Raw genomic sequence first — 22,540 nt, 5'->3', positions numbered from 1 at the left:
GGCGCGACAGACCCTGCGGCACGCTCTGAGACACGTTTTGAGGCACGTCCTGGCACAAGCCCTGCGACAGCCCCTCTGCAGGGGTGCGCAGGCCGTCAGCATCGACAACCCAACGCGGGTTCATGGAGCCATGCGGCCCTTCACGTGGGCCAGTATGTCTGCCACAGCCACCTTGGTGGCCGCCGTATCGCGGCGGTGCTGGTACTCGACCACGCCTTCCTTGAGGCTCTTGTCCCCGATGGTCACGCGGTGCGGCACACCGATCAATTCCCAGTCGGCGAACATGGCGCCGGGGCGCTCGCCGCGGTCGTCCAGGATCACGTCCACACCGGCCGCCAGCAGGTCGGCATAAAGCTGTTCGGCCGTGGCCTTGACGGCCTCGCTGCGGTCCATGCCCACGGGGCAGATGACCAGGGTGAACGGCGCAATCGCGTCGGGCCAGATGATGCCGCGCTCGTCGTGGTTCTGCTCGATGGCCGCCGCAGGCAGGCGCGTGACGCCGATGCCGTAGCAGCCCATCTCGAAGAACGCCGGCTTGCCGTCGTCGCCCAGAAACGTGGCGTTCATGCCCTTGCTGTACTTGGTGCCCAGGTAGAACACGTGGCCCACCTCGATGCCGCGCTCGATGGCCAGCTCGCCCTTGCCGTCGGGCGACAGGTCGCCCGCCACGACGTTGCGGATGTCGGCAATGGCGTCGGGCTCGGGCAGGTCGCGGCCCCAGTTCACGCCGGTGATGTGGAAGTCCACCTCGTTGGCGCCGCAGATCCAGTCGGCCATGACAGCGACATCGCGGTCTGCCACGATCTTCAAGGGCTTCTTCAAACCGATGGGACCCAGGTAGCCGGGCTTGCAGCCGAAGTGCTCTTCGATCTCGGTGAGCGTGGCGAAGCGGAAGTTGGCCTCCAGCCCCGGCACCTTGGAGACCTTGATCTCGTTCATGTCGTGGTCGCCGCGCAGCAGCAGCAGCCAGACCTGGCTCTTGACGATCTCGCCGGCGTCGTTGGTTTCGTCGGTGGCCAGCACCAGCGACTTCACCGTGGTCTTGAGCGGCACACCCAGCAGCTCGGCCACGTCAGCGCAGGTGGCCTTGCCGGGCGTGGGCGTCTTTTCCATCGCCTTGGCAGGCGCGGGGCGGGGGCCGGCAGGCGCCAGCGCCTCGGCCTTTTCCATGTTGGCCGCGTAGTCGCTGGCGGGGCAGTAGACGATGGCGTCTTCGCCGGTGGCGGCGATCACCTGGAACTCTTCGGACAGGTCACCCCCGATGGCGCCGCTGTCGGCGGCCACGGCACGGTAGGTCAGGCCGAAGCGGTCGAAGATCTGACGGTAGGCCTTGGCCATGACCTGGTAGCTGGCCTTGGCGGCTGTCTGGTCCTTGTCGAAGCTGTAGGCGTCCTTCATGATGAATTCACGCCCACGCATCAGGCCGAAGCGCGGACGGCGCTCGTCCCGGAACTTGGTCTGGATCTGGTAGAAGTTCTTGGGCAACTGCTTGTAGCTCTTGAGCTCCTGGCGGGCGATGTCAGTGACCACTTCTTCGCTGGTGGGCTGCACGACGAAGTCGCGGCCATGGCGGTCCTGGATGCGCAGCAGCTCGGGGCCCATCTTGTCGAACCGGCCCGTCTCCTGCCAGAACTCGGCAGGCTGCACCACCGGCATGGTCAGCTCCACGGCGCCCGCGCGGTTCATCTCTTCGCGCACGATCGCCTCGACCTTGCGGATCACCCGAAGGCCCATCGGCATGTAGTTGTAGATACCCGCGCCGAGCTTCTTGATCATGCCCGCCCGCGTCATGAGCTTGTGGCTGACCACTTCGGCATCCGCCGGAGCTTCCTTCAAGGTGGAAATAAAGAACTGGGAGGCTTTCATCGGATCGATTTCGGGCAGAAGGGAGCAGCCCACTTGCCGCACGCTAGGCGCCGTGCATAATGGACACAGTTTAAAAATTGGGGTTTGATTATGCTTGACCGGGACGGCTTTCGGCCGAACGTCGGCATCATCCTGCTCAACCAGAAGAACCAGGTGTTCTGGGGCAAGCGCATACGCACCCACAGCTGGCAGTTCCCGCAGGGCGGCATTGACCGGGGCGAAACCCCCGAGCAGGCCATGTTTCGAGAACTGCACGAAGAGGTGGGATTATTGCCCAATCACGTGCGCGTGGTGGCCCGCACCCGGGACTGGTTGCGCTACGAGGTGCCTGACCGGTACATACGCCGCGATGCGCGCGGACACTACAAAGGGCAGAAACAAATCTGGTACCTGCTGCAACTGATGGGCCACGACTGGGACTTGAACCTGCGTGCAACCAACCACCCGGAGTTCGACGCCTGGCGCTGGAACGACTATTGGGTGCCACTGGATGTGGTGGTCGAGTTCAAACGCGGCGTCTACGAAATGGCGCTGACGGAACTGGCCCGCTACCTGCCGCGCCACGAACAGCGCAACCGGTATCTGCGCAGCGGCATGCGCACCCGCGAGGGCGAGCATGCGGGGGCGATGTTTCGCACGGGCTCGATGCTGCTCAACCCGGGCATGGAACTGCCGCCTGGGGCGAGTTTCGACCCGGACCCGCAAAACAGCATGCCGGCGGAGCTGGATGCGCTACCGCCGGGTCCGGTGACTACGGCACCGCGGTGACTGATTGATTGCTGCGCGGACTGCTGCACTTTGGTGAAGCGGTAAGCTGAAACAAAAAATGCCTGCATATCCATGCAGGCATTTTTGTTGGTGGGGCTAGCAGCAGGGTAGTTGCACCGCGTTCGCGTACACCTTCAGCGCCTCAGAACTGCCAGATATCAATATCTCGGGGCCTTGGAGCCTCAGTGTCAGCACCGTCGCAAATCCAACACGGTTCGCGACCGCAGGGTGCCAGTTGGGCGATCAGGTACGCCAGAGCGGCGCAGGATCAGAATCAGCGAGCGAGCGGGGCGGCCGCCAGCACTAGGTTGTCGCGGTGCACCATTTCCGCTTCGGCCACATAGCCCAGCAGCTTCTCGAACTCGCTCGACGGCTTGCGGCACAGCAAGCGTGCCTCGGCCGCGGCGTAGTTGGCCAGCCCCCGAGCGATCTCCACGCCGGACGCGTCGCGCACGGCAATGACGTCTCCGCGCGAGAAGTGGCCTTCTACCGACACCATGCCGATGGGCAGCAGGCTCTTGCCCTCGTCGCGCACCTTGGCGGCCGCACCGGCGTCCACCACCACGGCGCCGCGCATCTGCAGGTGGTCGGCCATCCATTGCTTGCGGGCCTGCTTCTTTTGCGTCTGCGCCACCAGCAGCGTGCCCAGGGCATCGCCGCTAACGAGCCGCACCAGCACGTCGGGCTCGCGGCCCCACGCGATGACGGTGGAGGCGCCCGAGCCTGCCGCCCGCTTGGCCGCGAGAATCTTGGTGATCATGCCGCCCCGGCCAATGCTGGAGCCCGCGCCGCCGGCCATGGCCTCCAGCGCCAGGTCCCCGGCCTTCGCCTCGTGCACGAACTGCGCCGCGGGGTCGCGGCGCGGGTCGGCGGTGTACAGGCCCTTCTGGTCGGTGAGGATGATCAGCGCGTCGGCCTCCACCAGGTTGGCCACCAGCGCACCCAGGGTGTCGTTGTCGCCGAACTTGATCTCGTCGTTGACGACCGTGTCGTTCTCGTTGATGACCGGCACCACGCCCAGGCGCAGCAGCGTCAGCAGGGTGGACCGGGCGTTCAGGTACCGCTCCCTGTCGGCCAGGTCGGCGTGGGTGAGCAGCACCTGCGCGCTGCCGATGCCCTGTTCGCGCAGCTTGGTCTCGTACATCTGCGCCAAGCCCATCTGGCCGACAGCAGCGGCCGCCTGCAGCTCGTGCACCTCGTGCGGCCGCGTGGTCCAGCCCAGGCGCTTCATGCCCTCAGCAATGGCGCCGCTGGAGACCATGATGACCTCGCGCGGCGCACCGCCATCGCCCCGCACCAGGGCCGCAAGCTGGCGGCTCCACTCGCCAATCGCAGCCTCGTCCAGGCCACGGCCTTCGTTGGTCACAAGGCTGGAGCCGACCTTGACCACGATGCGGCGGGCATCACGCAATACGCTGGAGACCATTTTTCATTGTGTTTTTGGCCCCTACCGCTTGTCCTGCAAGCGGCAGAAGCTATGAAATAGATAGCAACCCAAAACCGGCGCTCGAATGCGCGTTCCGCGCCTTCTCGATTTACTGAGGGGCGTCACCCGCAAAGCGTGGATCGACTTCCACCGGCTCGTTCTCGATGCGCTGCTCGGACTGCACATGGCGGAAGATCGCATGGATCAGCGGCTCGCAACCCTCGCGCGTCAGGGCCGAAATCTCGAAGACCGGCCCCTTCCACTTGAAGCGCTTCACGAAGTCCTTCACCCGGGCCTCGCGCTCTTCCGTGGGCACCATGTCCAGCTTGTTCAGCACCAGCCAGCGCGGCTTGTTGTAGAGCTTCTGGTCGTACTTCTTGAGCTCGTTCACGATCGCCTTGGCCTGCGCCACCGGGTCGACAGCATCGTCGAACGGTGCTAGGTCCACGATGTGCAACAGCAGGCGCGTGCGCTGCAGATGGCGCAGGAACTGGTGCCCCAGGCCCGCGCCTTCGGACGCGCCTTCGATCAGGCCCGGGATATCCGCGACCACAAAGCTCTGCTCAGGACCCACGCGCACCACGCCCAGGTTGGGATGCAGCGTGGTGAAGGGGTAGTCGGCAATCTTGGGCCGGGCATTGGAGACCGCCGTGATGAAGGTCGACTTGCCGGCGTTGGGCATGCCCAACAAACCCACATCGGCCAGCACCTTCAATTCGAGCTTGAGGTTCTTCTTCTCACCCGGCCAGCCGGGCGTCTTTTGCCGCGGCGCGCGGTTGATGGCGCTTTTGAAGCGCAGGTTGCCAAAGCCGCCGTCGCCGCCTTTGGCAATGGTGATCACGTCGCCCGGATTGAGCAGCTCGTACAGCACCTCACCCGTTTCCGCATCGGTGATGATGGTGCCGACCGGCATCTTCAAGGTGATGTCGGAGCCTGCGGCACCGAACATGTCGGAGCCCATGCCGTGCTCGCCGCGCTTGGCTTCGTGCCGGCGCGAGTAGCGGTAGTCCACCAGGGTGTTGAGGTTCGGGTCCGCCACGGCGAACACATGGCCCCCACGTCCGCCGTCGCCCCCGTTAGGGCCGCCGAATTCCTTGTATTTCTCGTGCCGGAAAGACACGCAGCCATTGCCGCCATCACCGGCAGCAATGTCAATAAAGGCTTCGTCGACGAACTTCATGGGATATCCAGTTTACAGAAGGAGGCGGCGCCGGCAGACCCCATCGGCCTGCCACGTTTGCTGGGCAGCAAAGACACCCCGTTCAGGTGCGGCCTGCGGTCGCAGCCAGCGGTAGGCCACTATCGTACAGACCAAATAACAAAGCCCCGACCAGGCGGGGCTTCGATGGTTGCCAGAGGAGAACCTCAGGCAGCAGCAGTCACATTGACCGTCTTCTTGGACATTGCGCCCTTGGTGCCGAACGACACGTGGCCGTCGATCAGAGCAAACAGTGTGTGGTCCTTGCCCACGCCGACATTGTCGCCGGGGTGGAAACGCGTGCCGCGTTGGCGCACGATGATCGAACCAGCGCTGATCAGTTCACCACCGGAGGCCTTGACACCCAGCATCTTTGGCTTGGAGTCACGCCCGTTTCGCGTAGAGCCGCCGCCTTTTTTCTGTGCCATGACTTAGCTCCTTGGATTAACCAGCAATCGCACCGATTTGCAGTTCAGTGAACTGCTGACGATGGCCTTGGCGCTTCTGATAGTGCTTACGACGGCGCATCTTGAAGATGCGAACCTTGTCGTGCTTGCCGTGGGCCACGACAGTGGCTACCACGGTTGCGCCGGACACCAGGGGTGTGCCAACCTTGAGTTCAGCGCCGTTGCCGACAGCCAAAACCTGATCGATCACGATCTCCTGGCCTACGTCCGCAGCAATCTGTTCTACTTTAATTTTTTCGCCGGAAGCAACGCGATACTGCTTGCCGCCGGTTTTTATGACCGCGTACATGATGACCTCTTGATATGAGTTCTGCAGACGGATTTCCGCAGAGCCAGCGAGTATAGCGCACTGCACCAAAAAGCGCCAGCCCCTGCGCCGTCGCGGTGTCAGACACGCCTCACCCCGCGCAGAGGCGTCCCGCGTCCTTCCTATAATCCGGGCACTTTCTGTGGCCACCATCTTGACTGACAACACCGCCTCCGCAGCCTCCCCCCTCCTGCTCGTTGCACAAGACATGCACGAGGTCGACAAGGTCATCGGCCAGCGACTGACATCCAGCGTCCCCCTGGTGGCCCAGATTTCCCACTACATCATCGCCGCGGGGGGCAAACGCCTGCGGCCTGCTCTGCTGCTCATGGTGTGCGGCGCACTCGGCTACCGGGGCGAGCACCGCCACAGCCTGGCCGCCGTGGTGGAGCTGATCCACACCGCCACCTTGCTGCACGACGATGTCGTGGACGCATCGACCCTTCGCCGGGGCCGCGCCACGGCCAACGAGACTTTCGGCAACCCTGCCAGCGTGCTGGTGGGCGATTTTCTGCACACGCGCTCCTTCCAGATGATGGTCGAGGCCGGCAGCATGCGCATCATGGAAATCCTCTCCGAGGCCACCAATGTGATCGCCGAGGGCGAAGTGCTGCAGCTGATGAACATGCACGACGCCTCGCTGGACGAAGCGGGCTATCTGCGCGTCATCCGGTCCAAGACTGCCAAGCTGTTCGAAGCCAGCGCCCGTTTGGGCGCCGTGCTGGCCGACAGCACCCCTGTCATCGAGGAGACGTGTGCCACCTATGGACAGGCGCTCGGAACCGCCTTCCAGATCATCGATGATGTCCTGGACTACGACGGCGACGCCGAGGAGATGGGGAAAAATCTCGGTGACGACCTGCGCGAAGGCAAGTCCACACTGCCACTGATCGCCGCCATGCAGCGCGGCACCGCAGCGCAAGCGAACGTCGTCCGCGAGGCCATCGAAGAAGGATCGACCGAGCGACTTGCCGAGGTGGTGCAGATTGTTCGAGACACAGGCGCTCTGGACGTTACCCGCGCTGCAGCGTTCGCCGAAGCGCGACGCGCCATCGCTGCCGCCGAGCAACTGCCCGGCAATGCGTACACAGCGGGGCTGCTGGAGCTGGCGGCACAGCTGCTGGCACGCAGAAATTGACGCGACACGCGCCTTCCGGTGTGCACGGGGGGCGTGGGCTGACCGGGCCTGGCAAGCACCACGCTCGTGGCGTGGCACCTGACGATCGAATCCTGCAGCCGGGTCTCTGCTTTTGATTTGTAAATGAGCGCCCTTTCTGTGGCGCTGTTGCCAATACCCGGCGCTGTACACCCTGTACACGATCAGCGATGATAGGATGGTTTCTTTTCCAAACCTAACACATCCCCCGGTTACATGGCCGCTGTTGATACTGCCCCCAAAGAAGCTTCTGCGGTAGCCCTTCCCGGACTGGGGCGGGCGTTAATCTCTGCGGGCAAACTGACCCAGAAGCTCGCCGAGGACATTTACAAAAAATCACAAATCAGCCGGACAAGTTTTATTGCCGAGCTGACGGGTTCGGGGGCGGTGTCCGCCACCGATCTGGCACACACCGTGTCCGCCGTTTTTGGCGCCCCCCTGCTGGATCTGGAGGCGATCGACCCCTTGCGCCTTCCCAAGGAACTGCTTGATCCCAAGATTTGCCAGGCATATCGGGTGGTCGTTCTCAGTAAACGCAATAACCGATTGATCGTTGCGACTGCTGACCCTACGGACCAGGAAGCTGCAGAGAAAATCAAATTCACGACCCAGATGGGGGTGGATTGGATTATTGCTGAGTATGACAAGATCAGCAAACTTGTGGAGGCAAGCTCTAAGTCTGCCGGTGAGTCATTGGATGCAATGAACTCCACAGGAGGCGACTTTGAATTTGACGATGTCCCGATTGAAGAAGCTCCAGAAAACAATGATTCAGGTGCCGGGGACGTTGAAGACGCCCCCATCGTCAAGTTTCTGCATAAAATGTTGCTGGACGCTTTCAATATGCGAGCGTCCGACTTGCATTTTGAACCATACGAACACCAATACCGTGTGAGATTCCGCATCGACGGTGAATTGCGAGAAATTGCATCGCCTCCCATTGCCATCAAGGACAAGCTCGCCTCCCGTATCAAGGTGATATCCCGATTGGACATCTCTGAAAAACGGGTGCCTCAAGATGGAAAAATGAAACTCAAGGTCGGTCCAGACCGTGTCATCGATTTTCGGGTCAGCACACTGCCCACTTTGTTTGGCGAGAAGATCGTGATCCGTATTCTCGACCCCAGCAGCGCGAAGCTGGGTATCGATGCCTTGGGTTATGAACCCGAAGAGAAGGAGCGTCTGCTGCAAGCCATCAGCCGTCCGTACGGCATGATTCTGGTGACCGGCCCTACAGGTTCCGGCAAAACGGTTTCTCTCTACACCTGCTTGAATCTGCTGAATAAACCCGGGGTTAACATCGCGACCGCAGAAGACCCTTCAGAAATCAACCTTCCCGGCGTGAATCAGGTGAATGTCAACGACAAGGCAGGCCTCACCTTTGCAGTAGCACTTAAATCATTCCTGCGCCAAGATCCAGACATCATCATGGTGGGTGAAATTCGCGACCTGGAAACCGCTGATATTTCCATCAAAGCCGCACAAACCGGTCACTTGGTGTTGTCTACGCTACATACCAATGATGCACCGACCACATTGACACGGATGCGCAATATGGGCATTGCGCCGTTCAATATTGCATCCAGCGTGATATTGATCACCGCGCAGCGTCTTGCGCGCCGACTGTGCCCCGTATGCAAGGCCCCTGCTGACATACCCCATGAGGCTATGGTGGAAGCAGGATACCCTGAAGAGGACCTCGATGGTTCTTGGGTAACTTACCGTCCGGTGGGTTGCTCTGCCTGCAACAATGGCTACAAAGGCCGCGTTGGTATATATCAAGTGATGCCGATCACAGAGGATCTCCAACGCATTATTTTGCGTGATGGGAGTGCATTGGAAATCGCAGAGCAGGCAAAACTTGAGGGAGTTCGATCTCTGCGCGCTTCCGGCCTGAACAAGGCAAAGTTGGGCTTCACGTCTGTGGAAGAGGTCCTTGCTGTCACCAATGAATAAGAGTTAGAGGGTTCATATGGCAACCGCTGCATCAATACGCGATATCAAAGAATTCGTTTACGAATGGGAGGGCAAGGACCGCCACGGCAAGATTGTACGCGGGGAAGTGCGTGCCTCTGGCGAAAACCAGGTGCAGGCTACGCTGCGCCGTCAAGGCGTATTTCCTACAAAAATTAAAAAGCGCAGAATGCGCTCTGGCAAATCGATTAAGCCCAAAGATATTGCATTATTTACCCGCCAACTGGCGACAATGATGAAAGCAGGGGTTCCGCTTCTTCAATCATTCGATATTGTAGGACGTGGCAACACAAACGCAAGCGTTACTAAATTGCTGAATGACATCCGAACTGATGTCGAAACGGGTACATCTCTAAATGCGGCCTTTCGCAAGCACCCGATGTATTTCGACAGCCTGTATTGCAATCTGGTTGAGGCAGGAGAAGCTGCTGGTATTCTCGAGGCGCTGCTTGATAGGTTGGCCACCTACATGGAGAAAACTGAAGCCATTAAATCAAAAATTAAATCGGCTCTAATGTATCCCATTTCAGTGGTTATCGTAGCTTTTGTAGTAGTTGCGGTGATCATGATTTTCGTCATTCCCGCATTTAAAGAAGTTTTCACCTCATTCGGGGCCGATTTGCCGGCACCTACTTTATTTGTAATGGCCGTCAGTGAAGTTTTTGTGCAATGGTGGTGGTTAATTTTTGGGGGTATTGGTGGAACTTTCTATTTCTTCATGCAAGCCTGGAAGCGAAATGAGAAAGTTCAAAAATTCATGGACCGTCTCCTGCTTAAAATCCCTATTTTTGGCGCTCTCATTGAGAAATCCTGCGTTGCTCGTTGGACGCGCACTTTATCCACCATGTTCGCAGCTGGGGTCCCGTTGGTCGAAGCGTTAGATTCTGTCGGTGGCGCATCTGGAAATTCAGTATATTCAATGGCAACCGAAAGAATCCAACAGGAGGTCTCTACAGGCACTAGCCTTACTGCCGCAATGGGAAATGCTAATATTTTTCCCTCAATGGTGTTGCAGATGTGCGCTATCGGCGAAGAGTCCGGTTCTATTGACCACATGCTTGGCAAGGCTGCAGATTTTTACGAGGCTGAGGTGGACGAAATGGTCGCTGGGCTGTCCAGTCTGATGGAGCCAATCATTATTGTATTTTTGGGTAGTCTTATCGGTGGTATCGTAGTTTCAATGTACCTGCCCATCTTCAAACTGGGCCAAGTCGTGTAATGGAGATGGAGACTTGGCTGAGTGCGGGGCTCGGCGGAATATTCGGGCTGTTGATCGGGAGCTTCCTCAACGTTGTCATCTATCGGCTTCCGAAGATGATGGAGCGTCAATGGGCTGCTGAACTGGCGGCAATGTCTGCAGAGGCAGACGAACCACTGCGGAACGACGCAGTGGCGGAGCAAGCACTCCAACAGCAGGCGCCTTTCAATCTCATGACGCCGCGGTCTCGCTGCCCCTCTTGCGGGCACGAGGTGCAGTGGTATGAAAACATTCCCGTACTGAGCTATCTCTTCCTGCGCGGCCGGTGCTCGGCGTGCAAGGTGCGTATCTCCATTCGATACCCACTGGTGGAACTGGCCACGGGCACGTTGTTTTTCTTCTGTATCCAGCGTTGGGGTGTCACCCCGACAGGCATTGCCTGGTGCGGCTTTTCTGCTGCGTTGGTGGCCTTGGCGTTCATCGACTGGGATACCACTTTGTTGCCGGATGACATCACCCTGCCCTTGTTGTGGGCCGGGTTGCTGGCGTCTTCCTTGCAGTGGACCGATGTGACGCTGCAGTCTTCCGTGGCCGGCGCTGCTGCGGGCTATGTGTCGCTGTGGCTGGTGTACTGGGGCTTCAAGCTGGCGACCGGCAAAGAGGGCATGGGCTACGGCGATTTCAAGCTGTTTGCTGCCTTGGGAGCATGGTTTGGCTGGCAGGCACTGGTGCCCATCATCCTGATGTCGTCTGTCATTGGCGCCATCACTGGCATCGGCATGAAGATGGCCAGCAGTCTGCGTGAGGGCGGATATGTGCCTTTCGGCCCTTTTCTGGTCGGGGCCGGCTTTACTGCAATGGTTTTCGGGCCCCAGTCCATTTTGAATGCGGTGCTGAAGCTCTTCGGCCTCTAGCCACCCCATGCCGCACCCCAACCATCGCCCATGGCGCCTGGGCTTGACTGGCGGCATAGGTAGCGGCAAGAGCACGGTGGGCCACATCTGGGCGGAGCAAGGCGCTGCGCTGATCGATGCAGACCAGATTGCCCGCGACGTCACCGGACCGCAAGGGGCGGCCATGTCGGCGATAGCCGCCGCGTTTGGCAGCGATTTCGTGGATGTGGCGACGGGCGCCTTGGACCGTGCACGCATGCGAGCGCTCGCATTCAGCCGCCCGGACGCCCGTGCGCAGCTTGAGGGCATCGTTCACCCGCTGGTCACGCTGCACAGCAACCTCAAGGCGCAACAAGCTATCGATGAGGGGCGCAGGCTCATCGTTTTCGACATCCCCCTGCTGGCAGAGTCCGGCCGGTGGGCGGGGCGGCTGGATGCAGTGGTGGTGGTGGATTGCTCTGCGCAGACGCAGATCAGACGCGTGATGCAACGCAGTGGCTTGAGCCGGGAAACGGTGGAAGGCATCATTGCCTCGCAGGCCAGCAGGACAACGCGCCGTGCGGTGGCCGATGCGGTCATTGCCAACGACGCGGACTGCACGCTCGAGCAGCTGCGGGAGCGCGCGCAGCAGACAGCATCATTGTTCGGGCTATGATGCGGGTCAAACCGTTTGTGCTTTCACCCCCTGCCGTGCGCTACCGGCGTCAGAACACTCCCTGATCCCCCAGGAACCCGCCAGCGTGATCCTTTACGAATATCCTTTCAATGAGCGCCTACGCACTTACCTGCGGCTGGAGCAGCTCTTTCGGCGCCTTGGGGAGCTGATCCCCCGCCCCCACGCCCTGGACCATCATTTCGCTTTGGTCACGATCTTCGAGATCATGGACGTGGCCGCGCGGGCCGACTTGAAGTCGGACGTGCTTAAGGACATCGAGAAGCACAAGCACCAGCTCGACAGCTACCGCGGCAATCCGTCGATTTCCGAAGCCGCACTCGATGCGGTGATCGCTCAGCTCGACCGCTGCTTCAACGCGCTCAACACCCAGTCAGGCAAATCTGGCCACATCCTCACCGAGAACGATTGGCTCATGAGCATCCGCAGCCGGGTGGGCATTCCGGGGGGTACCTGCGGGTTCGATCTGCCGGCCTACTACGCCTGGCAGCACTACGCCCCCGGTGTGCGCCAGGAGGCGCTGGAACAGTGGGCGTCCAACTTGGCCCCGCTGGCCGAATCCATTTACGTACTGCTCAAGCTGCTGCGCGACTCCGGTGTGCCGCAAAAGGTGGCCGCCGAGCGTGGGCAGTTCCAGCAGAACCTGCCGCAGGGCCGCACGTTCCAGCTGCTGCGCCTGCGCATCGATCCTGCACTGAACCTGATTCCCGAGATCAGCGGCAACCGCCTCATCGTGTCGGTGCGCCTCATGCGGCTAGAGGCTGACACACGGCTGCACGCCAGCAACGAGGATGCAGCTTTTGAGCTGACCCTGTGCGCTTGAGCCTGCTGGCTTGCAGCGCTCTGTGATTTGAGGATGACGACGAAGATGGCCTCCACCCCACGCCCCACCGCCGCGGGCGCCTCCCAGGAACGCATAGTGGTATGCCCCAGCTGCGGCGGCGACAGTGTGTACAGCCCCGCCAACGCCTACCGCCCCTTCTGCAGCGAACGCTGCAAGCAGGTGGACCTGGGTGCATGGGCCAGCGAAGATTTCCGCATGCCGACGGAAGCACCGCGGGGCGATGCGCAGTACGGCGATCCGCGCACGGAGCACTGACATCGGTGATAGCGGCATGCCCGCTGCAAACGCGGGGATGAACCCAAGCGAAAAGCCACTGACCGCTGACCAGGCATGCGCTAGCAGCTATTTATTTGATAGCAATCTATCTTATAAAGCTGAAGGCGGCACAAACGAGAGTCCGCGCTCCTGGGCCAACCACTCCAGCACCGGGTAAGCGCCGGGCAGGACAGGCACCACGTTCAGCGGCATCTGCTGCCAGGCCATCGCCTGGCCCTCGCGCATCTCGAAGTCACCGCTCCACTCCCACACCTTGCACCAATGCAGGCGCACCAGCGCATGCGGATAGTCGTGCTCGGTAACCTTCCAGACGGAGGCCGGGCCGATGGTCACGCCCAGTTCTTCGATAAGTTCGCGGCGCAGCGCCTGCTCTACGGTTTCGCCCACTTCGAGCTTGCCTCCCGGAAACTCCCAATACCCGGCATAAGGCTTGCCCGCCGGGCGGGTCGACAGCAGCAGGGCGCCGTCGGCACGCACCAGGATGCCGACCGCGACCTCGGTGTGTTTGCGATCTTCAACCATGGCAATCCTTCCCGGAGCCGTGCGGTGGCATGGCGACCGCTTTCATTCCCGCCCCGCGTAGTCGCGTGCAAACTGGTAGGCCACGCGCCCGCTGCGCGAGCCGCGTTCCAGCGCCCAGACAAGCGCCTGGCCGCGTGCGGCTGTGATCGCGTCTGCGGACACGCCCATCGACGACAGCCATTGCGCGACGATGGTGAGGTACTCCTCCTGGCTGAAGGGGTAGAAGCTTACCCACAGGCCAAACCGCTCCGACAGGGAGATCTTCTCTTCCACCACCTCACCGGGGTGGACTTCGCCATCCTCGGTGTGGGTGTAGGTCAGGTTCTCCGTCATGTACTCGGGCAGCAGATGGCGGCGGTTGCTGGTGGCGTAGATCAGCACATTGGGCGTGGATGCAGCCACCGACCCGTCGAGGATGGACTTGAGCGCCTTGTAGCCCGGTTCGCCCTCTTCAAAGCTGAGGTCGTCGCAGAACACGATGAACTTCTCAGGGCGACCAGCCACCACATCGACGATGTCCGGCAGGTCGACAAGGTCCGCCTTGTCCACCTCGATCAAGCGCAGGCCCTCGGGCGCGTAGGTGTTCAGGCAGGCCTTGATCAGGGATGACTTGCCGGTACCACGCGCCCCCGTCAGCAGCACGTTGTTGGCGGCCCGGCCCTGCACGAACTGCCGCGTATTGCGCTCGATCTTTTCCTTTTGCGCGTCGATCTCTTTCAGGTCCGACAGCGCCATCGCCGCGACGTGACGCACGGGCTCCAGGGTGCCGTGGCCGCTGCTGCGCTTGCGGTAGCGCCAGGCGATGGCCTGTGACCAGTCGGGCGCGCCCAGAGGCTGGGGCAGCACGGACTCGATACGGGCGATGAGTTGCTCGGCCCGCTCGATCAGATGTTCAAATTTTTCATTCATTTCTGGCACCTAGCGCTTGATACACAAGCGCAAGCAGCTATCAACTTTATAGCATCGTGACACAACAGGTCTGCCAACGCGCAAGCACCGCTTTGGCGCTCAAGCCCGCGGCCGCCGACACGCCCCGCGCCGACGAGCCGGCGTGAAGCGCCCCGCGGGATCAAGACCGGTAGTCGGCGTTGATCGTCACGTAGTCGTGGCTGAAGTCGCAGGTCCACACCGTGTCGGCCGCGTTGCCACGGCCCAGCAGCACCCGCACCGTGATCTCGCTTTGCTTCATCACGCGCTGGCCGTCCTCTTCGCGGTAGGCCGGGTTGCGGCCGCCCTGGATGGCCACATGCACGTCGTCCAGGTACAGGTCGATGCCGGTCTGGTCCAGGTCGTCGATGCCCGCATAGCCCACGGCCGCCAGGATGCGGCCCAGGTTTGGGTCGCTGGCGTAGAACGCCGTCTTGACCAGCGGCGAGTGGGCGATGGCGTAGGCCACCTTGCGGCATTCCTCGCCCGTCTTGCCGCCTTCCACCCGCACGGTGATGAACTTGGTGGCGCCCTCGCCGTCGCGCACGATGGCCTGGGCGAGCTTTTGCGACACCGCCAGCATGGCCGCCTTCAGAGCCTGGCCCTCGGGACTGTCCAGCGACGTGATGGGCGCGTGCGCGGCCTTGTTGGTCGCCACCACCACGAACGAGTCGTTGGTCGATGTGTCGCCGTCGATGGTCACGCGGTTGAAGGACCCGTCGGCCAGCTCGCGGGCCAACTGCTGCATCAGGGCAGGGGCCACACAGGCGTCCGTGGCCATGAAGCCGAGCATGGTGGCCATGTTGGGGCGGATCATGCCTGCGCCCTTGCTGATGCCGGTGATGGAGACCGTGGCGCCGCCGATCTGCACCTGCGCAGAGAACGCCTTGGGCAGCGTGTCGGTGGTCATGATGCCTTCGGCTGCGCGGGCCCAGTGGCCCGGTTGCGCGTCGGCGATGGCTGCAGGCAGGCCAGCTTCGATGCGGTCGTTGGGCAGGGGCTCCATGATCACGCCGGTGGAGAACGGCAGGATCTGCTCGGGCGCCACGCTCAGCTGGCGCGCCAGGGCGATGCAGGTCGCGCGCGCACGCGCCAGGCCATCTGCGCCGGTGCCAGCGTTGGCGTTGCCGGTGTTGATCAGCATCGCGCGGATCGGTTGGCCGCTGGCCAAGTGGTCGCGGCTGATCTGCACCGGCGCTGCGCAAAAGCGGTTCTGGGTGAACACGCCCGCCACGCTGGCACCCTCGTCCAGCAGGAAGACGGTGAGGTCCTTGCGGTTGGCTTTGCGGACACCGGCTTCGGCCACACCGATGCGCACGCCGGCGATCGGGTACAGGTCGGCGGCAACGGGGGCAACGAGATTCACAGGCATGGGAACTGGGCCTTTCTATCTGGAAGAAGACGACGGATGCGACACGGGCCACCTGCCCGGGCATCCGCCCGATGAAAACTGCGGCCAATTATGCGGAAAACCGTGGCGCGCCAATGAAAACACGGGCCGAAGCCCGTGTTGCATGAGTCAGAAGATCAAGCCAGCTTGCCGTGGCACTGCTTGTACTTCTTGCCGCTGCCGCATGGGCACGGGTCGTTGCGGCCGATGCGCAGGCCTTGCAGCTCTTCCGGCAGGGGCTCGCCGGATGCGCCCTGCGCCTGCGCGCCCAGCGTGGTTTCCACATCGCCCGTTTCGGTGGGGGCGGTGTAGGTCACGTTGGCAATGCTCTCGCCGCGGCTTTCCATGTCCTGGGCGGCCTGGTCCAGCTGCGCCTGCGACTGGACCTGCACAGTCATGAGGATCTTGGTGACCTCGTTCTTGACCAGGTCGATCAGCTGGCGGAACAGCTCGAAAGCCTCGCGCTTGTACTCTTGCTTGGGCTGCTTTTGCGCGTAGCCGCGCAGGTGGATGCCCTGGCGCAGGTAGTCGAGCGCTGCCAGGTGGTCGCGCCAGTTCGAGTCGAAGCTTTGCAGCAGCACCATGCGCTCGAACTGCGTGAAGTTCTCGCGGCCGACCTGCTCCACCTTGCCATCGAACGATGCGTGGGCAGCCTGCAGCACCTTCTCCAAGATTTCGTCGTCGGTGACGCTGCTCGCGCCCTGCACTTCCTGCTGCAACGGCAGGGAGACCTGCCACTCTTCGGCCAGCACCTTCTCGAGCCCCGGCAGGTCCCACTGCTCTTCCACCGACTCGGCGGGCACGTACTGGCGCACCAGGTCGGTCATGCAGTCTTCGCGCATCGCGGCAATCACGTCGGACAGGTCCGCAGCGTCCAGGATGTCGTTGCGCTGCTGGTAGATCACCTTGCGCTGGTCGTTGGAGACGTCGTCGTACTCCAGCAGTTGCTTGCGCACGTCGAAGTTGCGGGCCTCCACCTTGCGCTGGGCCGACTCGATGCTGCGCGTGACGATGCCGGCTTCGATGGCTTCGCCATCGGGCATCTTCAGGCGGTCCATGATCGCCTTGACGCGGTCGCCCGCGAAAATGCGCATCAGAGAATCGTCCAGGCTCAGGTAGAAGCGCGAGGAGCCGGGGTCGCCCTGGCGGCCCGAGCGGCCACGCAGCTGGTTGTCGATGCGGCGCGATTCATGGCGTTCGGTGGCTATGATCCGCAGGCCGCCCAGGGCCTTGATCTTGTCGTGGTCCACCTTCCAGCGCTCGCGCAGCGCGGCCAGCTGGGCCTCGCGCTCGGACTCGGACAGGGATTCGTCGCCCTCGATGGCCGCCGTGTCCTTCTCGATGTTGCCGCCCAGCACGATGTCGGTACCACGGCCGGCCATGTTGGTCGCAATGGTGATCATGCCCGCGCGCCCGGCCTGGGCCACGATGTCCGCTTCACGGGCGTGCTGCTTGGCGTTGAGCACCTGGTGCGGCAGGCCTTCCTTGTTCAGCAGCTGGTCGATGATTTCGGAGTTCTCGATCGACGTGGTGCCCACCAGCACGGGCTGGCCGCGCTCGTGGCATTCGCGGATGTCCTTGATCGCCGCTTCGTACTTCTCGCGCGTGGTCTTGTAGACGCGGTCGAGCTGGTCGTCGCGCTTGCTCGGACGGTTGGGCGGGATCACCGTGGTTTCCAGGCCGTAGATCTCCTGGAACTCATAGGCCTCGGTATCGGCCGTGCCGGTCATGCCGGCCAGCTTGTTGTACAGGCGGAAATAGTTCTGGAACGTGATGGAGGCCAGCGTCTGGTTCTCGGCCTGGATGTTCACGCCTTCCTTGGCTTCCACGGCCTGGTGCAGGCCTTCGCTCCAGCGGCGGCCCGACATCAGGCGGCCGGTGAACTCGTCCACGATCACGATCTCGCCGTCCTGCACCACATAGTGCTGGTCGCGATGGTAGAGGTGGTTGGCACGCAGCGCTGCGTACAGATGGTGCATCAGCGTGATGTTGGCAGGGTCGTACACCGAGGCACCCTCGGCGATCAGGCCCTGGCTGGCCAGAATGCGCTCGGCGCTTTCGTGGCCCTGTTCGGTCAGGAACACCTGGTGGGTCTTTTCGTCCAGCGTGAAGTCGCCGGGCTTGGTCACGCCCTCGCCGGTGCGGGCGTCGGCTTCGCCTTCCTGGCGCACCAGCAGGGGCACCACCTTGTTCATGGCGATGTACATCGCCGTGTGGTCTTCGGCCTGGCCGCTGATGATCAGGGGCGTGCGCGCCTCGTCGATCAGGATCGAGTCCACTTCGTCCACGATGGCAAAGTTCAGGCCCTGCTGCACGCGGTCTGCGGCTTCGTAGACCATGTTGTCGCGCAGGTAGTCGAACCCGTACTCGTTGTTCGTACCGTACGTGATGTCGGCGCGATAGGCCTCCTGCTTTTGCTCGCGCGGCATGTTGGGCAGGTTGATGCCCACCGTCAGGCCCAGGAAGTTGTACAGCCGGCCCATCCACTGCGCATCGCGGTTGGCGAGGTAATCGTTCACCGTCACCACGTGCACGCCCTTGCCCGACAGGGCATTCAGATACACGGGCAGCGTGGCGGTCAGCGTCTTGCCTTCGCCAGTGCGCATTTCGGAGATCTTGCCGAAGTGCAGGGCCATGCCGCCCAGCAGCTGCACGTCGAAGTGGCGCATCTTCATGATGCGCTTGGAGCCTTCGCGGACCACGGCGAACGCTTCGGGGAGGATGTCGTCCAGCGACTCGCCCTTGGCGACGCGCTCCTTGAACTCCTGCGTCTTGGCCTTGAGCTGCTCGTCCGACAGCTTCTCGTACTCAGGCTCCATCGCATTGATGCGGGACACCGTCTTGCGGTACTGCTTGAGGAGCCGGTCGTTGCGGCTGCCGAATAATTTGGTGAGGAAGTTGGTGGCCATGCGAACAGGACCGCCGGGCCGCTGCAAACCAGCGCGCCAAGCGACCGAAATCCCTAAGATGAATTGAGTTCAGGTGGGTTCAACACCGAGGATTGCAAGCAATGCAACCCTGGCCGTGAACACCGGACCGGCGATTTTACCTGCCCGCCATGGGCGCAGCAGTCTGGGCAGGCGAAGCACGGGGCTGGATCGACGCGACCTGCGGACCCGGCGCGTTGGAAGGCACAGTGCCGCCTGCGCTCAGAAACTTCTGCGGGTCCTGAAAAACCCCTTGCACCAGCACCTCGAAATGCAGGTGCGGCCCCGTGGAACGCCCCGTGGTGCCCACCTCGGCGATCTTCTGCCCACGCTTGACGATGTCGCCCTGCTTGACCAGGGTGCGCGAGGCATGGGCGTAGCGCGTGACCAGCTGGTTGCCGTGGTCCACCTCGATCATGTTGCCGTACGCCGGGTGAAACTCCTGCGTGACGACCACACCACCGGCAGCCGCCAGGATGGCCGTGCCGGTATCGGCCTGAAAATCCAGGCCCGTGTGTAGCGCCGACTGCCCGGTGATCGGGTCCACCCGCCAGCCGAACGCCGAACCCGGCGCGCGGCCGGTGACGGGCGCGTGGGTGGGGATCATCTTCTTGCGGATGTGCTGGTCGAACAGGCGGGATTCGAGCACCGTCATCAAGTCCACGCGCTGGTTGGTCAAGCGTTCCAGCTCATCCAGCGTGGCCTGCAATTCCTCCATCGACAGGTCACGGGCACTGACGAGGACGCCGCCGCGCGCATCGGATTTCTGAATGTCCGAGGGCGCCATGCCGGCCAGACCCAGCACGCGGTCGCCCAGCGACTCCAGCTGCACCATGCGGGCCTGCATTTCGCCCACACGGCGTGCCATGGCATCCAGGTTGGCGCGCATGAAACGGTCGCGCTCGGCAAACTCGTCCTTCACGACCAGACGCACCAGCGAGCCCACGATGGGCCAGCCTTCACGCGCGCCCTTGAGGAACACCCAGTGGTACAGCGTGGCGGCCACCAGCATGAGGCACAGCGACAGCCCCAGCCCCGCCAGGACCAGGCGCGAGCCCGACAGATGGATGGCGCGGCTGCGTGCCAGCCGGGCGTCCGTGATAATCAGATGCACTACGAATTCTCCACGCCCGAAGACGCACGCCATGAACCGCCGCCACTACGCAGTCACCCTGCAGAAAGCCAGCCAGGACTCTCCCACGCTGGCCCGACTGACAGCGCTGACCCGCGACTCCAGTGATCGGCTCAAAGCCATTGAAATGCTGATACCCGCAACCTTGCGCCCAGCGATCCAGGCGGGTCCCATCGACGGGGATTCCTGGTGCCTGCTGGTCAAGAGCAATGCCGCAGCGGCAAAAATCCGCCAGCTGCTGCCTGCATTCGGGGCGCATTTGCGCACCCGGGGGTGGGAGGTTAACGTGATTCGCCTGAAAGTTCAAACCTGACGGACAGGGTCTGAACCAGGGAATAGGGAGAACGGGGGAGAAAAATGGTGCCGGTTGTCGGAATCGAACTGACGACCTACCGCTTACAAGGCGGGTGCTCTACCAACTGAGCTAAACCGGCGAGGGCTGCATCTTATCGTGGAAAACGCAGCCAAAAATCGAAAACCGCGCTTATTTCACGCGCTTGAGTGAAGGCCGCGCGCCGCCTGCAGTGGGCGGAGGGCGCGGAGCATCGTCGCCAGGGCCGTCGTCCTTCTTGCTTTCGTCGACCGAAACCAACTGCACGACACGGTCTTCTGCCGCTGAGAGCGGCACGACGCTGGCCGTCGCCGAAGCGGTGGCCGCCGGCTCCGCTGCCGACATCGGCTCGATCACGGAAGGCGCACCCGCAGGGCTACCCAGAACATCCACCGGCGGCGGGAACGCCATGCCCTGACCGTTTTCACGGGCATAGATGGCGATGACCCTGCCGACTGGCACCAATATCTCGCGCGGCTTACCGCCGAAGCGGGCCTTGAACTCGATGAAATCGTTGCCCAGCTGCAGCGCACTGGTGGCATCGAAGCTGATGTTCAGCACGATCTCGCCATCCTTCACGTACTCGCGCGGCACCTGCACGGACTCGTCCACGCGCACTGCGACATAGGGGGTGAGCCCGTTGTCGGTGCACCACTCGTACAGGGCACGAATGAGGTACGGGCGCGTGGAGGTGGATTCCTGGGCGGTCATGAACAAGGTGGCAGCTTCGGTGGATGAAAGAAAGTGGACAGGAGGCCCCGGGAGCCCGGAGCCTCGACAGCATTACTTGCGCATGACCTTTTCGGACGGCGTCAGCGCTTCGATGTAGGCAGGGCGCGAGAAGATGCGCTCGGCGTACTTCAGCAGCGGGGCGGCGTTCTTCGACAGATCGATGCCGTAGTAGTCCAGGCGCCACAGCAGCGGTGCAATCGCCACGTCCAGCATCGAGAAGTTGTCGCCCAGCATGTACTTGTTCTTGAGGAACACGGGGGCCAGTTGCGTCAGGCGGTCGCGGATGTGCGAGCGGGCCTTTTCCAGCGCTTTTTCGTTGCCCTTGGTCGCGCGCGACTCGAGGATGTTCACGTGCACGAACAACTCCTTTTCGAAGTTGAGCAGGAACAGGCGCACGCGGGCGCGGTCCACTGGGTCGCCGGGCATCAGCTGCGGGTGCGGGAAGCGCTCGTCGATGTACTCGTTGATGATGTTCGACTCGTACAGGATCAGATCGCGCTCGACCAGGATGGGCACCTGGCCGTACGGGTTCATCACGCTGATGTCTTCGGGCTTGTTGTACAGGTCCACATCGCGAATTTCAAAGTCCATGCCCTTTTCGAACAGGACGAAACGGCAGCGGTGGGAGAAGGGACAGGTCGTACCCGAGTAAAGCACCATCATGGTGGGAAGCTCCTAAAAATCAAAAGAGTGGGACGCCATGAGCGCCCACTCTGCAAACAATCCGGCGGCACCCCGAAGGGCGCCTTCTCATGGATCGACGGTTCGTGCTGCTTACTTCACATCCTTCCAGAAGGCCGCGTTCAGCCTCCAGGCGATGACGGTGAAAACACCGAGGAAGAGCAGCACCCACACGCCAACTCGGACGCGGGTGTTCTGGGCGGGTTCGCCCATCCATTGCAGGTAGTTCACGAGATCACCCACAGTCTGGTCGAACTGCAACGGGGTCATCGTGCCTGGCTTGACCTGCTCCCAGCCCTTGAAGACCTGGGTCTTGTGGCCATGGCTTTCGTGCTCTTCGAACACGGGGCGGCGGTCGCCCTGCATCTGCCACAGCGCATGGGGCATGCCCACGCTCGGGAAGGCCAGGTTGTTCCAGCCCGTGGCCTTGGTGTCGTCACGGTAGAACGTGCGCAGGAAGGTGTAGAGGTAGTCGGCACCCGTGCCGCCGTGGCCGGCGCGCGAGCGTGCGATCACGGTCAGGTCGGGCGGGTTGGCGCCGAACCATTCCTTGGCCTGCTTGGGATCGATGGACGCCTTCATGGTTTCGCCGACCTTGTCGGTCGTGAACAAGAGGTTGTCCTTGATGTCCTGCTCGGTCAGGCCGATGTCGCGCAGGCGGTTGAACCGCATGTACGCAGCGGAGTGGCAGCTCAGGCAGTAATTGACGAACACCTTGGCGCCGTTTTGCAGGGAGGCCAGGTCGTTGGTCTTGTTGGGCGCCTTGTCCCAGGCAATGCCGCCTTCGGCCGCTTGCGCGCCCGTGGCAATACCCAGGGCGGCGATCAACGTGAGGATGAGTTTCTTCATTGT

General features: G+C 62.2%; 22 protein-coding genes and 1 tRNA gene. 9 read left to right on the top strand and 14 right to left on the bottom strand.

Going from position 1 to position 22,540, the window contains the following annotated elements; genetic code table 11:
- Window positions 1-120 precede the first annotated feature (120 nt).
- Window positions 121-1,866, bottom strand: coding sequence for a proline--tRNA ligase (locus ACSQ3N_RS05735; protein ID WP_436145794.1), 1,746 nt, complete (start codon window positions 1,864-1,866; stop codon window positions 121-123).
- A gap of 90 nt (window positions 1,867-1,956) precedes the next feature.
- On the opposite strand from ACSQ3N_RS05735, the gene ACSQ3N_RS05730 reads away from it, so the two are divergent.
- Complete coding sequence (locus ACSQ3N_RS05730; RefSeq protein WP_056161269.1) at window positions 1,957-2,634, top strand: RNA pyrophosphohydrolase; 678 nt, start codon at window positions 1,957-1,959, stop codon at window positions 2,632-2,634.
- Window positions 2,635-2,908: 274 nt separating this feature from the next.
- Here the strand turns inward: ACSQ3N_RS05730 and proB are convergent, their stop codons facing one another.
- From proB to rplU, 4 genes are all read right to left on the bottom strand, one after another.
- Entirely contained in the window at window positions 2,909-4,060 is a 1,152-nt protein-coding gene (proB, locus tag ACSQ3N_RS05725) for a glutamate 5-kinase (RefSeq protein WP_436145793.1), read from the bottom strand.
- Window positions 4,061-4,169: 109 nt separating this feature from the next.
- The gene (cgtA, locus tag ACSQ3N_RS05720; protein ID WP_056161265.1) at window positions 4,170-5,240 is read right to left on the bottom strand and encodes an Obg family GTPase CgtA; all 1,071 of its coding nucleotides are present in this window, start codon (window positions 5,238-5,240) and stop codon (window positions 4,170-4,172) included.
- 185 nt (window positions 5,241-5,425) lie between these two features.
- On the bottom strand, window positions 5,426-5,686 hold the full coding sequence (rpmA, locus tag ACSQ3N_RS05715) for a 50S ribosomal protein L27 (protein WP_056161262.1): 261 nt from the start codon (window positions 5,684-5,686) through the stop codon (window positions 5,426-5,428).
- Between the two features lie 16 nt (window positions 5,687-5,702).
- Window positions 5,703-6,014, bottom strand: a complete 312-nt coding sequence (gene rplU, locus ACSQ3N_RS05710; RefSeq protein WP_056162434.1) for a 50S ribosomal protein L21 — start codon at window positions 6,012-6,014, stop codon at window positions 5,703-5,705.
- A 226-nt stretch (window positions 6,015-6,240) separates the two neighbouring features.
- Here rplU and ACSQ3N_RS05705 point away from each other — a divergent pair, with 226 nt between their 5' ends.
- From ACSQ3N_RS05705 to ACSQ3N_RS05675, 7 genes are all read left to right on the top strand, one after another.
- Window positions 6,241-7,170 (top strand): polyprenyl synthetase family protein, encoded by a 930-nt coding sequence (locus ACSQ3N_RS05705; RefSeq protein ID WP_436147924.1) that lies wholly within the window; start codon window positions 6,241-6,243, stop codon window positions 7,168-7,170.
- Window positions 7,171-7,404: 234 nt separating this feature from the next.
- Window positions 7,405-9,144: a type IV-A pilus assembly ATPase PilB gene (gene pilB / locus ACSQ3N_RS05700; protein WP_056161261.1), complete on the top strand. Its 1,740-nt coding sequence runs from the start codon at window positions 7,405-7,407 to the stop codon at window positions 9,142-9,144.
- Between the two features lie 16 nt (window positions 9,145-9,160).
- The gene (locus ACSQ3N_RS05695; RefSeq protein ID WP_056161260.1) at window positions 9,161-10,381 is read left to right on the top strand and encodes a type II secretion system F family protein; all 1,221 of its coding nucleotides are present in this window, start codon (window positions 9,161-9,163) and stop codon (window positions 10,379-10,381) included.
- Complete coding sequence (locus ACSQ3N_RS05690; protein WP_056161258.1) at window positions 10,381-11,274, top strand: prepilin peptidase; 894 nt, start codon at window positions 10,381-10,383, stop codon at window positions 11,272-11,274. Before ACSQ3N_RS05695 ends, ACSQ3N_RS05690 begins: the two co-directional genes overlap by 1 nt.
- A gap of 7 nt (window positions 11,275-11,281) precedes the next feature.
- Window positions 11,282-11,908 (top strand): dephospho-CoA kinase, encoded by a 627-nt coding sequence (coaE, locus tag ACSQ3N_RS05685; RefSeq protein WP_056161256.1) that lies wholly within the window; start codon window positions 11,282-11,284, stop codon window positions 11,906-11,908.
- 85 nt (window positions 11,909-11,993) lie between these two features.
- Complete coding sequence (gene zapD / locus ACSQ3N_RS05680) at window positions 11,994-12,749, top strand: cell division protein ZapD (protein WP_056161254.1); 756 nt, start codon at window positions 11,994-11,996, stop codon at window positions 12,747-12,749.
- Between the two features lie 45 nt (window positions 12,750-12,794).
- On the top strand, window positions 12,795-13,025 hold the full coding sequence (locus ACSQ3N_RS05675; RefSeq protein ID WP_436145792.1) for a DNA gyrase inhibitor YacG: 231 nt from the start codon (window positions 12,795-12,797) through the stop codon (window positions 13,023-13,025).
- Between the two features lie 111 nt (window positions 13,026-13,136).
- Here ACSQ3N_RS05675 and ACSQ3N_RS05670 read toward each other — a convergent pair whose 3' ends face one another.
- From ACSQ3N_RS05670 to ACSQ3N_RS05650, 5 genes are all read right to left on the bottom strand, one after another.
- Entirely contained in the window at window positions 13,137-13,568 is a 432-nt protein-coding gene (locus tag ACSQ3N_RS05670) for an NUDIX domain-containing protein (protein WP_436145791.1), read from the bottom strand.
- 42 nt (window positions 13,569-13,610) lie between these two features.
- A complete protein-coding gene (locus tag ACSQ3N_RS05665) occupies window positions 13,611-14,477 on the bottom strand; it encodes an ATP-binding protein (RefSeq protein WP_056161249.1) in 867 nt (288 codons plus the stop codon).
- Between the two features lie 160 nt (window positions 14,478-14,637).
- Window positions 14,638-15,867, bottom strand: coding sequence for a bifunctional glutamate N-acetyltransferase/amino-acid acetyltransferase ArgJ (gene argJ, locus ACSQ3N_RS05660; protein ID WP_436145790.1), 1,230 nt, complete (start codon window positions 15,865-15,867; stop codon window positions 14,638-14,640).
- Window positions 15,868-16,022: 155 nt separating this feature from the next.
- Complete coding sequence (gene secA, locus ACSQ3N_RS05655; RefSeq protein ID WP_436145789.1) at window positions 16,023-18,794, bottom strand: preprotein translocase subunit SecA; 2,772 nt, start codon at window positions 18,792-18,794, stop codon at window positions 16,023-16,025.
- 136 nt (window positions 18,795-18,930) lie between these two features.
- The gene (locus ACSQ3N_RS05650; protein WP_436145788.1) at window positions 18,931-19,926 is read right to left on the bottom strand and encodes a M23 family metallopeptidase; all 996 of its coding nucleotides are present in this window, start codon (window positions 19,924-19,926) and stop codon (window positions 18,931-18,933) included.
- Window positions 19,927-19,957: 31 nt separating this feature from the next.
- Here ACSQ3N_RS05650 and ACSQ3N_RS05645 point away from each other — a divergent pair, with 31 nt between their 5' ends.
- A complete protein-coding gene (locus ACSQ3N_RS05645; RefSeq protein ID WP_436145787.1) occupies window positions 19,958-20,257 on the top strand; it encodes a hypothetical protein in 300 nt (99 codons plus the stop codon).
- Between the two features lie 45 nt (window positions 20,258-20,302).
- Here ACSQ3N_RS05645 and ACSQ3N_RS05640 read toward each other — a convergent pair.
- The 4 genes from ACSQ3N_RS05640 to ACSQ3N_RS05625 form a co-directional block, all read right to left on the bottom strand.
- A tRNA-Thr gene (locus ACSQ3N_RS05640) sits at window positions 20,303-20,378 on the bottom strand.
- Window positions 20,379-20,428: 50 nt separating this feature from the next.
- The gene (locus ACSQ3N_RS05635; protein WP_436147923.1) at window positions 20,429-20,986 is read right to left on the bottom strand and encodes a ClpXP protease specificity-enhancing factor; all 558 of its coding nucleotides are present in this window, start codon (window positions 20,984-20,986) and stop codon (window positions 20,429-20,431) included.
- A 72-nt stretch (window positions 20,987-21,058) separates the two neighbouring features.
- Complete coding sequence (locus tag ACSQ3N_RS05630; RefSeq protein ID WP_056161237.1) at window positions 21,059-21,670, bottom strand: glutathione S-transferase N-terminal domain-containing protein; 612 nt, start codon at window positions 21,668-21,670, stop codon at window positions 21,059-21,061.
- 111 nt (window positions 21,671-21,781) lie between these two features.
- Window positions 21,782-22,537, bottom strand: a complete 756-nt coding sequence (locus ACSQ3N_RS05625) for a cytochrome c1 (protein ID WP_056161235.1) — start codon at window positions 22,535-22,537, stop codon at window positions 21,782-21,784.
- Window positions 22,538-22,540: the final 3 nt, after the last annotated feature.

Origin of the sequence: Acidovorax sp. LjRoot194 (assembly GCF_964253015.1) — a bacterium.
Classification (GTDB): domain Bacteria; phylum Pseudomonadota; class Gammaproteobacteria; order Burkholderiales; family Burkholderiaceae_C; genus Acidovorax.
The sequence above is the reverse complement of the archived record's forward strand: the minus strand, read 5'-3'. Positions and strand labels throughout refer to the sequence as shown.